Annotated in this window: 11 protein-coding genes; 6 read left to right on the top strand and 5 right to left on the bottom strand. The window is 67.5% G+C overall.

What is annotated here, in order from left to right:
* Positions 1-36 precede the first annotated feature (36 nt).
* On the top strand, positions 37-1737 hold the full coding sequence (locus tag EYE40_RS08655) for a long-chain-fatty-acid--CoA ligase (RefSeq protein WP_130981565.1): 1701 nt from the start codon (positions 37-39) through the stop codon (positions 1735-1737).
* A 72-nt stretch (positions 1738-1809) separates the two neighbouring features.
* Here the strand turns inward: EYE40_RS08655 and EYE40_RS08650 are convergent, their stop codons facing one another.
* Both EYE40_RS08650 and gndA read right to left on the bottom strand, forming a co-directional pair.
* Positions 1810-2202, bottom strand: a complete 393-nt coding sequence (locus tag EYE40_RS08650) for a nuclear transport factor 2 family protein (protein WP_204742230.1) — start codon at positions 2200-2202, stop codon at positions 1810-1812.
* A gap of 81 nt (positions 2203-2283) precedes the next feature.
* Positions 2284-3744, bottom strand: coding sequence for an NADP-dependent phosphogluconate dehydrogenase (gene gndA, locus EYE40_RS08645; RefSeq protein ID WP_275669398.1), 1461 nt, complete (start codon positions 3742-3744; stop codon positions 2284-2286).
* Positions 3745-3807: 63 nt separating this feature from the next.
* Between gndA and EYE40_RS08640 the strand changes: the two genes are divergently transcribed.
* The gene (locus EYE40_RS08640) at positions 3808-4338 is read left to right on the top strand and encodes a gluconokinase (protein ID WP_240034770.1); all 531 of its coding nucleotides are present in this window, start codon (positions 3808-3810) and stop codon (positions 4336-4338) included.
* On the opposite strand, the gene EYE40_RS08635 is transcribed toward EYE40_RS08640, so the two are convergent.
* Together EYE40_RS08635 and EYE40_RS08630 are read right to left on the bottom strand one after the other, a co-directional pair.
* Positions 4335-5720 (bottom strand): DUF1501 domain-containing protein, encoded by a 1386-nt coding sequence (locus EYE40_RS08635; protein WP_130981563.1) that lies wholly within the window; start codon positions 5718-5720, stop codon positions 4335-4337. The genes EYE40_RS08640 and EYE40_RS08635 overlap by 4 nt on opposite strands.
* A 15-nt stretch (positions 5721-5735) precedes the next feature.
* Positions 5736-7451, bottom strand: a complete 1716-nt coding sequence (locus tag EYE40_RS08630; RefSeq protein WP_130981562.1) for a DUF1800 domain-containing protein — start codon at positions 7449-7451, stop codon at positions 5736-5738.
* A 228-nt stretch (positions 7452-7679) separates the two neighbouring features.
* Here EYE40_RS08630 and EYE40_RS08625 point away from each other — a divergent pair, with 228 nt between their 5' ends.
* From EYE40_RS08625 to mfd, 4 genes are all read left to right on the top strand, one after another.
* A complete protein-coding gene (locus tag EYE40_RS08625) occupies positions 7680-8300 on the top strand; it encodes a 50S ribosomal protein L25/general stress protein Ctc (protein WP_130981561.1) in 621 nt (206 codons plus the stop codon).
* A 2-nt stretch (positions 8301-8302) separates the two neighbouring features.
* Entirely contained in the window at positions 8303-8902 is a 600-nt protein-coding gene (gene pth / locus EYE40_RS08620) for an aminoacyl-tRNA hydrolase (RefSeq protein ID WP_130981560.1), read from the top strand.
* 73 nt (positions 8903-8975) lie between these two features.
* The gene (locus tag EYE40_RS08615) at positions 8976-9911 is read left to right on the top strand and encodes an NAD-dependent epimerase/dehydratase family protein (RefSeq protein WP_130981559.1); all 936 of its coding nucleotides are present in this window, start codon (positions 8976-8978) and stop codon (positions 9909-9911) included.
* 9 nt (positions 9912-9920) lie between these two features.
* A complete protein-coding gene (gene mfd, locus EYE40_RS08610; protein WP_130981558.1) occupies positions 9921-13523 on the top strand; it encodes a transcription-repair coupling factor in 3603 nt (1200 codons plus the stop codon).
* 18 nt (positions 13524-13541) lie between these two features.
* Here the strand turns inward: mfd and EYE40_RS08605 are convergent, their stop codons facing one another.
* Entirely contained in the window at positions 13542-14396 is an 855-nt protein-coding gene (locus tag EYE40_RS08605; RefSeq protein WP_130981557.1) for a class I SAM-dependent methyltransferase, read from the bottom strand.
* Positions 14397-14424 lie beyond the last annotated feature (28 nt).

The following is a 14424-nucleotide window of genomic DNA, read 5'->3' as shown; positions in this document are numbered from 1 at the left end:
CATTGTCTCAGGCGTGACACGCCCTACGCTGAACACATGATCACGACACCCCGTCCCTGGCTGGCCAGCTACGCCGAGGGCGTTCCGGATGAGATCGAACTGCCCGAGGGTTCGCTCTACGACCTGGTCGCGGCATCCGTCGCCACCTACCCGCGCGGTGTCGCACTCGAATTCTTTGGCAGCGAGACCACGTACTCCGAGCTGGGGGAGCAGATCGATCGCGCCGCCGAGGGCCTGCGACTTCTGGGCGTGCAGAAGGGGGACCGGGTCGCCCTGGTGCTGCCGAACTGCCCGCAGCACATCGTCGCCTTCTACGCCGTGCTGCGACTCGGTGCCATCGTCGTCGAGCACAATCCGCTGTACACCCCGCGCGAGCTGCGTCACCAGTTCGAGGATCACGAGGCGACGGTGGTGATTGCCTGGAACAAGGCGGTCGCGACCATCCAGGATTTTCCGGTGGATGTCGCCGTCGACACCATCATCTCGATCGACGTCACCCGCGCGATGCCATTCGGCACCCGCGCCCTGCTGCGCCTGCCGATCGCGAAGGCCCGGGAATCCCGTGAGGCATTGTTTGCGCCGGTGAAGGGAACCATCACCTGGGAGAACCTGCTCAAGTCGGCGCCCATCTCGGAGCACATCCTGCGGCCGGAGGCGAGCGACGTCGCCCTCATCCAGTACACGAGCGGCACAACGGGTCAGCCGAAGGGTGCGACCCTGACCCATCAGAACCTCACCACGAATGCGGCCCAGTCGCGGGCCTGGGTTCCCACCGTGCCACTCGGCACCGCCGTCGTCTACGCGGTGCTGCCGATGTTCCACGCCTACGGACTCACGCTCTGCCTCACCTTCGCGATGAGCATGGGGTCGCGGCTGGTGCTGTTCCCCAAGTTCGATCCGGACCTCGTGCTCAAGGTCATCAAGAAGCACCCGGCCACCTTCCTGCCCGCCGTGCCGCCGATCTACGAACGACTCACCGCGGCCGCCGATGCCGCCGGGGTCTCCCTCAAGGGAATCGAGATCGCCATCTCCGGGGCCATGCCGCTCTCCGCTGCGGTCGTCGAACCGTGGGAGGAGCGCACGGGCGGAACCCTCGTCGAGGGTTACGGGCTCTCCGAGACGAGCCCCGTGCTGATGGCGAACCCCGTGGGCCCGACGCGGCGTGCGGGCACGGTCGGTCTACCGCTGCCCAACACCGAGATCCGCGTCGTCGACCCGGAGAATCCGACCATTGACCGTGAGCCGGGCGAGGAGGGCGAACTCATCGTTCGCGGACCCCAGGTCTTCTCCGGCTACTGGGGAAAGCCCGACGAGACCGCTGCGGTCTTCGTTGAGTCCTCCGACGAGGGGGCTGCATGGTTCCGCACCGGCGACATCGTGACGGTCGACTCCGAGGGCTTCGTGCGCATCGTCGACCGCATCAAGGAGCTCATCATCACCGGCGGCTTCAACGTCGCACCGAGCGAGGTCGAGGAGACCCTGCGCACCCATCCGAGCATCGTCGACGCAGCGGTCGTCGGACTTCCGAGCGAGCACAGCGGTGAAGACGTCTACGCCGCCGTGGTTCTCGCCGAAGGTGCGACGCTCGACGAGGCGGCCATCCGCGCCTTCGCCCGCGACAACCTGACGGCGTACAAGGTGCCGAAACACGTCGTCGCTGTGGATGAACTGCCCAAGTCGCTCATCGGCAAGGTCCTGCGCCGCCAAGTCAGGGAGCAGCTGCTCAAGACCGATTAGCTGGTTGAGTAGCGCGCGAGGAACGAGCTCGCGTATCGAAACCGGGCGGGTTTCGATACGGCGCTGGAGCGCCTACTCAACCAGCGAAGTCTCCAGGTGCCACACCTTCGCGACGATGCGCCAGCCCTCGGGCCCCCGCACGAAAGACAACTGGTCGACGAAGATGCTGTCGAGTACCCGAAGCCGAACGCGTACCACGGCAGCGTCATCCGACAACCAGTCGACGAGCAGCACTTCATCGTCGCGTTCCTGGCCCACGGATGCCGGAGACACCCGGTTCGCGACAACCTCGCGCCAGGCGGGGTACGGGTCGACAGTGATGACGCCCTCGTCGACGTCGAACAGGGTGCTGGCCGGATGGAAAACGCCGTCCAGCAGCGCTGTGTCGCACGCATGCAGCGCGCGGAAGTAGACATCTACGGCTTCGAGGAGTTCGGTGTCGGTGCTCATGGTTTCGGTGCTCATGGATGCCATGCTGCCAGCCCGCGAAACGGAAAAAGCCCCGATCCCGCGCAATGGCAGGATCGGGGCCCTCAATTGGCGGTTCTAGTGCGCGTCCACGGCCTCGATCTCGGTGCGGTCGCCTGACCACAGCGTGTGGAAGGTGCCGTCCTTGTCGACGCGCTTGTAGGTGTGCGCTCCGAAGAAGTCGCGCTGTCCCTGCACGAGGGCGGCGGGCAGGCGGTCGGCGCGCAGCCCGTCGTAATAGGCGAGAGATGACGAGAAGGCCGGTGCCGGGATTCCCGCCTTCGCGGCATCCGCAACCACGTTGCGCCACGCGGTCTGCGCCTCGGCCATAACGTCCACGAAGAACGGTGCGGTAACGAGTGCGACGAGGCCGGGGTTCTCGGCGTAGGCGTCGGTGATGCGGTTGAGGAAGCGGGCGCGGATGATGCAGCCGCCGCGCCAGATCTTGGCGATGTCGCCCTTCTTGATGTCCCAGTTGTACTCCTCGGCGCCGGCGACGATCGCGTCGAAGCCCTGCGAGTAAGCGATCACCTTCGAGGCGTACAGCGCGAGGCGCACGCCCTCGATGAAGGCATCGGGATCTGCCGGGGTGAAGGCTTCCGACGACGGACCGGGAAGTGAGGATGACGCTGCGCGCTGCGCCGGCTTCGACGACAGCGACCGGGCGAACACGGCCTCTGCGATGCCCGAGACGGGGATGCCGAGGTCGAGCGAAGTCTGCACGGTCCAGACGCCGGTGCCCTTCGAGCCCGCCTGGTCGACGATGACGTCGACGAGGGGCTTACCGGTGGACGCGTCGACCTGGCGCAGCACCTCGGCGGTGATCTCGATCAGGTAGCTCTCGAGCTCGCCCGTGTTCCACTCCGCGAAGATGTCGGCGATCTCGGCCGGGGTCTTGCCCGTGCCGCGGCGGATGAGGTCGTAGGCCTCGGCGATGAGCTGCATGTCGGCGTACTCGATGCCGTTGTGGATCATCTTGACGAAGTGGCCGGCGCCGTCGGTGCCGACGTGGGTGACGCAGGGCTCACCGTCGACGACCGCGGCGATCGACTTCAGGATGGGGCCGAGGGTCTCCCAGGCTTCGGCGGATCCGCCGGGCATGATCGACGGTCCCTTGAGGGCGCCCTCCTCGCCACCGGAGATGCCGGCGCCGACGAAGTTGATGCCGGTCTCGCGCACGGCCTTCTCGCGGCGGATGGTGTCGGTGAAGAGCGCGTTGCCGCCGTCGACGATGATGTCACCGGGCTCGAACACCTTGGTCAGCTCGGTGATGACGGCGTCGGTGCCCTTGCCGGCCTGCACCATGATGATGGCGGTGCGGGGCTTGGAGAGTGTGGCGGCGAACTCCGCGTAATCCTTGGCGGGCACGAACTCTGCTTCGGGGTGCGCATCCAGAACCGTCTGGGTCTTTTCGTACGAGCGGTTGAAGATCGCGACGGTGTTGCCTTCGCGCGAGGCGAGGTTGCGTGCGAGGTTCGAGCCCATCACCGCCATACCGACTACGCCGATGTTTGCCTGTGCGGTGCCGTCGTTGGTCACGGTGATACTCCTTGAACTCATGCGGGGGGATCTGTGTCTTAAGGCTACCGCTAGCGTTGCTGTATGACCGTCACACCCGACAGCGGCACGAACGACCCAGGCGTGCAGCCGATGATCGTCGTGATGGGCGTCAGCGGCTCCGGGAAATCCACGGTGGGGGAGGCGCTCGCCGCCGAACTCGGCCTGCCGTTCGTGGATGGCGACGACCTGCATCCGATCACCAACGTCGACAAGATGACCGCGGGCATCCCGCTCACCGACGACGACAGGTGGCCGTGGCTGCGGGTCATCGGGCAGACCATGGCGCAGGCTGCGGACACCGGCGTTGTCGTCGCGTGCTCGGCCCTTCGGCGCAGCTACCGCGAGGCGATAATCGCCGAGGCTCCCGCGGCCCGCTTCCTGTTGCTGACCGGCTCGCGTGAGCTGCTCGCGTCGAGGCTTGCCGCGCGGGAGCACCACTTTATGCCGCCCACGCTGCTCGACTCACAGCTCAACACCCTCGAGCCTCTCGCCGCCGACGAAAACGGGGTGACCGTCTCGATCGAGGGCAGCCCGGAGGAGATCGTGGCGCGGGCCGTCACGCAGCTGGGTTAGGCCATCACGCCGACGGGTTCGGCGTGCCAGTCCGGGAAGACCGACGCCATCTTGCCGGGCGTGAGGTCGAGGCGGGTCGTCACGATCTCGGTGAGCACGTCGCGGTAGTCGTTCCAGCCGGGCACGTCGCCCGACTCGAGCACGTCGGCGCCGAGGCCATCCCAACGGCCGTGGACGCCCGGGTTGAGGCCGCCGCCGATCACGAGCACCGCGCCTCCGTGACCATGGTCGGTTCCGCCGCTCGCGTTCTCCTGAACACGACGCCCGAACTCGCTCATCGTCACGATCGTCGTCTCGTCGAGTGCGGCCGTTCCGATGTCCGCGGTGAAGGCGGCGAGGGCCTTGGCCAGGTCGCCCAGGTGGCGCATGATGTCGCCGCCGTCCACGTTGCCCATACCGGTGTGGGTGTCCCAGCCGCCCACGTCGATGCACGCGACGCGTACGCCTGCCTTCGCCTTGATGAGCATGGCGAGCGAGGCGAGGGCCTCGGCGAAGTTGCCCTCCGGGTAGGTGACGGCGGGTGTTGCGGGCTGCGCGTTGCGGATGCTCGCGACCGTCTCGAGGGCGCCGAGCGCGAGCGTCGTCTGCTTCGCGATCGGGTGGTCGATGCCGGTGTACAGGGCCGCGAGTGCCGTCGTCGTGCGGTCGGTCTCGCTCGCGTCGACACCGTCGAGCTTGATCGAGTCGAGGGAGTTCATCGCGATCGAGCCGGAGGTTCCCATCAGCGAGCGTGGCGTCATCCCGCCGACCGCGACGGAACGGAAGGTCGTGCCGGGTCCGGACGCCTCGAGCACCCGGTCGAGCCAGCCCGAGGTGAGGGAGTTGGTGGACCCGCGCTCGAGGCAGTCCTGCGCCTGGAAGTGGCTGCGCGAGAGGTCGGGGGTCGACACGGCGGGAACGGCCGCGACCTTGCCGGCCGTGATGAGGGGCTGCAGCGGCGAGAGCGCCGGGTGCAACCCGAACCCGCGCGTTGTGTCCAGCGCGAGCAGGGACGACTGGCGCACCGCAACGTGCGGCCGGGCGGCGACGAGAGCCGGGTCGGTCGTCGGAACGAGAAGCGAGAGCCCGTCCATCCCGCCCCGCAGGAAGATCACGACGAGCGTGCCGGCGGCGGAGCCCTCCTCGGCCGAGGCGTAGGAGACGCGGCTCGTCACGAGCTGCGAGCCGAGGGCTGCCACGCCGATGCCGAGGCCGGCCTTCAAGAAGGTGCGCCGGTTGAAGCCGCCGGCCCATTGCGAGGTGCGTTCCTCGGCTTCGATCTGCTGGGCGACGGCAGCAGCGCGAATGGCGGCATCGCGACGGGTCGGGCCGAGCCGTTCCCAGTCGGGGCAGTCGGGATGCAACGACCGGAGGATCTCGTTGTCCTGCGTACTCGTGCTCATGTCAGGTCCTCGCGGTCAGCGCAGCTGGAAGTAGGGGGAGTCGAGCAGGAGCGTGGTGATCTTGCCGCACTCCCACCCGCTCGTCGGGGCGGGTGAGCCGGGCGTGCGGCCCACGCCGGTGATGATCGCCTCGAGGTGGGCGGCCGAGGGCGCAACGCCGAGGATCTTCTTCGAGACGGCCGTGGTCCACTGCAGCGTCGTCATCTTGGCGGTGCGCACCACGATCTTCTCCGGTGCGATATAGACGAGACCCTTCCACCAGCCGTAGGCGAAGGTGCGGTGCAGGTTCCATCGCTGGATCATCGCTCCGGCGCCGAGCCAGGCCGCGGCGACATCGGGATAGCCGTTGGGCGGCATCCACCCGTGCGGGGTGTGACCGGCCTCGTTGAGGTTCCAGTACAGCCAGCTGAGCGGGGTCTTCGAGGCGGTCGAGCGCCCGACGTTCAGCACGCGCAGCGTTCCGACGGCGTCTTCGAGGGGGCGGCGCATGCGCGTTCCCACCGAGGCCCAGAAGTCGCTGCTCAGGAACACGGCGCGAACCGTCTCCAGGATGCTCGTGTTCTTCTTGAGGTACACGGCGGCGAGGCGATTGATGAGGTCGTCGCTCGGGCTGTCGGAGACGAAGCGCACCGCGATCTTGCGGGCGATCGTGCGCGCGGTGGCCGGGTGCTTCGCGAGGTAGGCGAGGTAGGCGTCGCCGACCGCCTGTCCGCCCGCGGCAGTCGTGTTCGCGTGACTGAAGCCCAGTACCCGCACGGGGCCGGTGACGTGATCCGCGGCGTTGTAGACGTAGGCGCCGGTCTTCCAGTTCCAGCTGCGCCCGGAGAGAATTGCGGCGCTGTTGCGAACATCGGCCTCCGTGTAACCGCTCGCTATGCCGACGGTGTGCAGTTCGAGCAGCTCGCGGCCGAGGTTCTCGTTGACGTTGGCCTTGCGCGACTCGTCGTTGTTGAGGAAGTTCAGCATCGCCGGGTGCTTCATCGCGGCGAGCAGCATCGAGGTGTACGACCCGAACGCGTACTTTCTAATAACGCCGGTGAGGTAGCTCGGCGCCGTGTGCCACTGCTCCCCGGGAAGCGGCACGTGAAGGTGATTGGCGAAGATGTCGACCGTGACCTCGTAGATCTGCCGGTTCGAGAAGACCTGTCGCGCGAGGGATGCCTGGGCGGTCTGGAAGACCGCATCCCAACTGAACTCTGCGATCGACTTACGGATGACCGCCGCGCTCGCTCCCGCGAGCGGATAGGCCTTCCACGCCGCATTGCCGATCGGGTCGGCGAACGTGGCCGGCGCGAGCTGGCGGGCGATCCACTTGTTCACCCCGAGCTGCTTGAGTTGCGCGACATCGCTCGAGCGCGCCCCGAAGGTCGCTCGACGGAGCAGGTGACCGGTGGGGTTATATCCGGGGAAAACAGCCGAGGTCGAGGCTCCTGCCGCTTTCGCCGCGGCGGAGAAGGTCGTGTACTGCCTGCCCGGGGCAACGGGTGCCGCCGTGGGGACGGCGCTGGAGATGCTCGCGTCGCGGGTCTCGGGGCCGCCGTCGGCGAACGGTTCGCTGCGCACGGGCAGCGGCTCGGGATCCACTTCGCGCGGCCGGGGCACCGGGGGAGCAGCCTGTGCCGGCTCGACGGGAGCGGCGACCAGGTCGGAGGCGATCAGTCCGGCTGCGGCGAGACCGCCCAGCCCGAAGAACGCGCGACGGGACGACTGCGGCGTTCGAATCTCGTTCACGTTGGCCCCCCGACTTTCGTTCCTCGAACGTTAGTTGGCTTCGGGGGAGCGCACAAGAGCGCATCCGTGTAAACTCGGCCCTTGTACTTCGGCGAGGGAATCCTTCGGGTTCCGTTATCGACGCGGTGGAGTGGCCGGCCTGGTCATCCTCACGCTGACATGCGTTCGAGTTGAGAAATCCTGGCCCTGCGCTCAGCACAGGGGTCACCTACTTTTGGAGTCATCACCATGGCAGAAGCACCCAGCAACCACCTGAAGACCGAGGCACGCGAGTCCTTCGGCAAGGGCGCCGCGCGCAAGATCCGCGCCGTCGGCAAGATCCCCGCCGTCATCTACGGCCACGGCACCGAGCCGCAGCACGTCACGCTGCCCGGCCACGAGGTCGGACTCATTCTGCGCAAGTCGAACCAGGTCCTCGAGCTCGACATCGACGGCAAGACGCAGCTCGCGCTCGTCAAGGACGTGCAGAAGGACCCGGTTCGCCAGATCATCGAGCACATCGACCTCATCGTCGTGCGCAAGGGCGAGAAGGTCACCGTCGACGTGACCATCCACCTCGAGGGCGAGGCCGCACCCGGCACGCTCGTCAACCAGGATTCCAACTCGGTGTCGCTCGAGGCCGAGGCCACGCACATCCCCGAGTCGATCGTCGTCAGCATCGAGGGCAAGGAGGCTGGCTTCCAGCTCTTCGCCAAGGACCTCGAACTGCCGACCGGTTCCTCGCTCATCACCGACGAAGACGTGCTCATCGTTGCGGTCTCGACCGCCAGCGAGCAGGACCTCGGCGAGGACGACGCAGCAGAGGCCGAGGGCGACGCCCCCGCCGATGAAGAAGCAGCCGCGGAGTAATCCTGCCTGACGACGCAACACCCTGGCTTGTAGTCGGGCTCGGTAACCCCGGGCCCGGCTACGCCGGCAATCGTCACAACGTGGGGCAGATGGCCATCGCGGAACTCGCGCACCGGGCATCACTCAGCTTCAAGAATCACAAGGCAGGCGCTTCCGTCGCAGAAGGACGCGGCGGCGGCACCGGTCCGCGACTCATCCTCGCGAGCCCGCACACGTTCATGAACGTGTCGGGCGGCCCGGTCGCAGGCCTGCTGCGGTTCTACAAGATCGAGCCGTCGCAGCTCATTGTGTTGCACGACGAACTCGACATCCCGTTCGACAGCATCAAGCTCAAGCGCGGCGGTGGCCACGGTGGCCACAACGGCGTGCGTGACATCATCGCCGCGACAGGCACCCCCGACTTCCTGCGCGTGCGCATCGGCATCGGCCGGCCTCCGGGTCACCAGCCGGCTGCAGACTTCGTGCTGCGCGACTTCGCGGGCGACGAACGTGCGGTGCTGCCGAACCTGTTGTCAGATGCAGCGGATGCCGTCGAACTCATCGCTTCGCAGGGACTCACCGCTGCCCAGCTCAAGGTGCACACGGTCGCCGAGAAGCCGTAACGTTCCGGCACTATTGGCTGAAAATTCGGCCAGCGAGTAAACCCCTCCGTCTACCCATAGATAAACTCAAAGAATGCGCGTTCTCCTGGCTGGTGCTTCCGGAGCGATCGGCCGGTATCTCATCCCGCAGCTGATCGCCGCCGGACACGAGGTGACCGGTACGACGCGCAAACGCAGGGCCCTCGAATTCACCGGCGCGACCGAACTCGTCACCGACGTGGTCGACCGACAGGCCTTTCTCGAGCTGATCGAGGGCTTCGAGTTCGATGCCGTCATCCACGCCCTCAGCTCACTCGCGCGCACGCCACTGACTTTCGTCGACATGCGCGAGACGAACCGACTGCGCTCGGAGGGTACGAGCACGCTGCTTGCCGCGGCTCGCCTGACCGGTGCGAAGAAGTTCATCTTCTCCTCCCACGTCTACGGCTATGGCTTCCGTGACCACGGCTCGCGCATCCTCGACGAGGAGTCGCCCTTCGGGCAGCTGCCCGGCACGCGCCTCGACGCCGTGCAGAAGTCCCTGCTCTCAGGCGAACAGCAGGCTCGCGCTTATGGCGGGGTCGCGTTGCGCTACGGAATGCTCTACCGCGGTCGGGGACCGATCCGTGGAATCGTGCGCGACTGGGACGGCGTGCTGCCGTTCGTGCACTTCGATGACGCTGCGGCGGCGACGGTTCTCGCGCTCGAGACCGGTGCGCCGGGCAGCGTGTACAACATCGTCGACGACGAGCCGGTCAGCTGGGCCGAGCTGCAGCGGGCGCGCGCCGAGACCTTCGGCCGCGCCGAGCCGAACGGCCAGTCCTCGTGGTTCACCCACCTCGCGGCACCGTTCGCTGCACAGCTCACCGCCGAGACCGCGATGAAGGTCTCCAACGCTCGCGCCAAGGCCGATCTCGGCTGGAAGCCGCTCTACCCCTCCTACCGGGATGCGCTCACCGCCGACAAGGAACTCGTCGACCACGCCAGGGCTGTGGTCTCGGGCACGGCGAGTGTCCTCCGCTCGACGTAGACTCAACCGGTGACTCTCGACGGATTAATCTCTGGGCTTTCGCGCGCCCGCACCTTCGAGATACCCCTCCAGTACGCCCGGCGAAACGCCGACTTCTCGCTCGTCGACGGGCTGCGTGCGCCGCTGCTCGGCACACTGCTCGACAAGCGGGCCTCGGACAAGAACAGCGGCCCTCAGGCAATGCTGGCGATCGTCGCCACCGGTCGCGAGTCCGAGTCCCTGCGGCTCGCTCTCGATTCGTTTCTGCCGTCCGCCGAGATCATCGAGTTCCCGGCCTGGGAGACACTCCCGCACGAGCGCCTCAGCCCGAGCACCGAAACAGTCGGCAAGCGCCTGCGCGCCCTGCGCCGCATCGCCGAGTGGGAGGCGGCGCCCACCTCGCACCTCGTGATCGTCGCCTCGGTGCGTGCCGCGCTGCAACCGCTCGCCGACAACCTGCTGCAGCTCGAGCCGCTCGCCCTCACCGCGGGCACCCGCGGCCACGACCTGCCCGCGCTGTCGGCCCAGCTCGTCGACCTCGCCTATACGCGCGTCGACATGGTCACCCGCCGAGGCGAGTTCGCCGTGCGCGGTGGCATCGTCGACGTGTTCTCCGCGGTCGAGGAGCATCCCGTTCGACTCGAGTTCTTCGGCGACGAGCTCGAGCAGATCCGCGCCTTCTCGGTCGCCGACCAGCGCTCGCTCGCCACCGAGATCACCCGCACCGAGCTTCCGCCCTCGCGGGAGCTGCTGCTCTCGCCGTCCGTTCGGCAGCGCGCACGGGAGATGCAGCACGAGTTCCCCTCGCTCTCCACCATGCTCGCCAAGATCGCCGAGGGCATCCCCGTCGACGGCATGGAGTCGCTCGCGCCCGCGCTGGTCGACAAGCTCGTTCCGCTCACGCACTACCTGCCCCGGGATGCCGCGATCGCCGTGCTCGCGCCGGAGAAGGTCGCGACGCGCGCCGTCTCGCTCGTGGAGACCAATCGGGAATTCCTGAGCGCGGCCTGGAACGCGGCAACGGCCGGTGCGGAAGCTCCCATCGACCTCGACGCGGGCGACTTCGTCACCCTCAGCGCCCTGCGTGCGTCGGCCGGTGACCGTTCCTGGTGGACCCTCTCTTCGTTCGACTCGGGGGCACCCGAGGAGCTCGAGGGTTCGGCGCTGCAGGACTACGTGCGCCTGCGCGGGAGTGCGGTGCCGAGCTTCGCGGGGCAGCCGACCGGTGCGCTCGATCATGTCGCCGCGCGCCTGCACGACGGCTGGAGCGTGGTCATCGTCGCGCAGGGCAGCGGTCTCGTCGATCGTGCCGCCGACGTGCTCGCCGAGCGGGAGCTCTCCGGTCGCGTCGTGGAGTCACTGCCGTCGAAGCTGGATCCCGGGGTCGCCTACCTGCTCAAGGCTTCCGTCGAGCACGGCTTCGAGCTTGAGGAGTCGAAGTTCGCCCTGCTCAGCGAGGCGGAGTTCTACGGTCGTGCCGCAGGGTACGACTCCCGTCAGGTCAAGAAGCTCGCGGTTCGGCGCAAGAACGTCGTCGACCCGCTGCAGCTCAAGGCCGGCGACTTCGTTGTGCATCAGACCCACGGCATCGGCAAGTTCCTCGAGCTCGTGCGGCGTGAGGTGTCATCCGGTGGTCGCAACGCCGTGAAGCGGCCACGCGAGTTCCTGGTCATCGAGTATGCGCCGAACAAGCGCGGCTATCCCGGCGACAAATTGTTCGTACCCACCGACCAGCTCGACCTGCTCACCCGCTACGTCGGCGGCGAGGCGCCTGCGCTCAGCAAGATGGGCGGCAGCGACTGGGCCGGCGCCAAGAACAAGGCGCGCAAAGCCGTGCGCGACATCGCGGTCGAGCTCGTCAAGCTGTACTCGGCGCGGATGGCGTCGAAGGGGCACTCCTTCCCGCCCGACACCCCGTGGCAGCGCGAGCTCGAAGACGCCTTCCCCTATGCGGAGACTCCCGACCAGCTGACTACCATCGATGAGGTCAAGGCTGACATGGAGCGGCCGATCCCGATGGACCGCCTGCTGAGCGGAGACGTCGGCTACGGCAAGACCGAGGTCGCCGTGCGCGCCGCGTTCAAGGCCGTGCAGGGTGGCAAGCAGGTCGCGATGATCGTGCCGACCACGCTGCTCGTGCGCCAGCACATGGAGACCTTCTCCGAACGGTTTGCGGGCTTCCCCGTGCACCTGCGTGCGCTGTCCCGCTTCCAGACCGATAAGGAGTCGAAGGAGACCCTCGCCGGTATGACCGACGGCACCGTCGATGTCGTCATCGGAACGCACCGCCTGCTCAGCCAGAACGTCGCCTTCAAAGATCTGGGTCTCGTCATCATCGACGAGGAGCAGCGCTTCGGTGTCGAGCACAAGGATGCGCTCAAGAAGCTCAAGACCAACGTCGACATCCTCGCCATGACGGCGACCCCGATTCCGCGCACGCTCGAGATGGCGGTCACCGGTATCCGCGAGATGTCGACCCTCGCCACCCCGCCGGAGGACCGGCACCCCATCCTCTCCTTCGTGGGGCCGTACTCCGAGAAGCAGGTGGGTGCCGCAATCCGTCGCGAGCTGCTGCGCGAGGGACAGGTCTTCTACGTGCACAACCGGGTGTCGTCGATCTCCCGCGTCGCATCCCAGCTCGCCGAGCTCGTCCCCGAGGCGCGTATCGCCGTCGCCCACGGCCAGCTGTCCGAGGCGGTGCTCGAGCAGGTGATGGTCGACTTCTGGGAGCGCAAGTTCGATGTGCTCGTCTCGACGACCATCATCGAGACCGGACTCGACATCGCGAACGCCAACACCCTCATCATCGACCGGGCCGACAAGTACGGCCTGTCCCAGCTGCACCAGTTGCGCGGCCGCGTCGGTCGTGGACGCGAGCGCGCCTACGCCTACTTCCTCTACGACGAGATGAAGCCGCTCACCGAGACCGCCCACGAGCGTCTCTCCACCATCGCCGCGAACAACGAGCTCGGTGCGGGTATGCAGATCGCGCTGCGCGACCTCGAGATCCGGGGTGCCGGAAACCTGCTCGGCGGTGAACAGTCGGGCCACATCGCCGGTGTCGGCTTCGACCTGTACCTGCGGATGATCGGTGAGGCCGTGTCCACCTTCCGCGGTGACGTGGCCGAGGGCCAGACCGAGCTGCGCCTCGAGCTTCCCGTGGATGCCCACATTCCCGAGGACTACGTGGAGAGTGAGCGCCTGCGCCTCGAGGCGTACCAGAAGCTGTCGACGGCTTCGGCTCCGGCGTCATCCGCCGACCAGATCGACCTCGTGCTCGAAGAACTCGGCGACCGCTACGGCGAGCCGCCCGTCCAGGTGCAGAACCTGATCGCCGTGTCACGCCTGCGCCGCATGGCCACCAAGGCGGGGCTGAGCGAGGTCGTCGCGATGGGCGGCAACGTGCGCGTCTCGCCCGCCGCCCTCGCCGACTCCGTGCAGGTGCGCCTGCAGCGCATGTACCAGGGGTCGCGCTTCTTCGCGCAGACCTCAACCGTTGCCGTGCCCATGCCGGTCATCAACGGTGAGCCTCTGGATGACGCCGCGCTCCTCGCGTGGACCAGCCAGCTCCTGGTCGCGATCTTCGGTGCCGAGGTGGTCTCAGAGGGTGACTCGGAGACCGCCCCGGCGTAACTCACGCTCTGGTGCCATTCAGGCGCGGGTCGCGGTGACGAGCAGGTACTCCCAGCCCATCTCGAAGCCCGTGCCTGAACCCGCGTCCCCTGAGTCGGTCGAAGCGGCAGCGAACCGCTCGCCCAGCGCCACCAGTTCGGCATCGAGCGCCGCCACCCGCTCCGGGTCGTCCCCGATGTTGCGGTAGCAGGCGATCGTCGGCCCGTAGTGGCTCTTGAAGTAGTCGCGGAACTCCTCGGGCGAGCCGAAGTGCGAGATGCGGACGGTGTCGAGGCGAGCCGTGACATCCCGAACCGCATCGCCGAACAACTCGCGCACGTGCGCCTCGTCGCCCCAGAGCGGCGGCGGCTGGGCGCCAGGCGCCGGGGGAGCAGCGTACGGCTTCATGGTGGCGAACATCTGGCCGACGAAGCCCTGCGGGGTCCAGTTGAGCACCGCGATGGTGCCGCCGGGGCGGGTTACCCGCAGTAGTTCGTCGGCCGTCGCCTGGTGGTGCGGTGCGAACATCACACCCACACACGACATGGTGACGTCGAAGCTCGCCGTGTCGAAGGGCAGCGCCTCGGCGTCCGCGGTCTGCCAGTCGAGGGTGACGCCGTGCATCTGCGCCTCGCGCTTGCCGACCTCGAGCAGTTCGGGGGTGAGGTCACTCGCGATGACGTCGGCGCCGCGCATCGCCGCGGGAATGGCAGCGTTGCCCGCCCCGGCCGCGACATCGAGCACGCGGTCGCCGCTCTTCACGTTCGCGGCCGCGACGAGGCGGGGGCCGAGGTCGGCGATGATGTCGGTCGCCAGCTCGGGATAGTTGCCCAGCGCCCACATGGCGCGGTGCTTCTGTTTGAGGACGGCGTTGGCGTCCATGGTGTCGGTCACGGTTGAACCTTTCTGTCGGGGAATGCGT

Source organism: Glaciihabitans arcticus (assembly GCF_004310685.1).
In the GTDB taxonomy this organism is placed as follows: Bacteria; Actinomycetota; Actinomycetes; order Actinomycetales; family Microbacteriaceae; genus Conyzicola; species Conyzicola arctica.
This window is presented reverse-complemented; position numbering and strand designations above follow the sequence as displayed.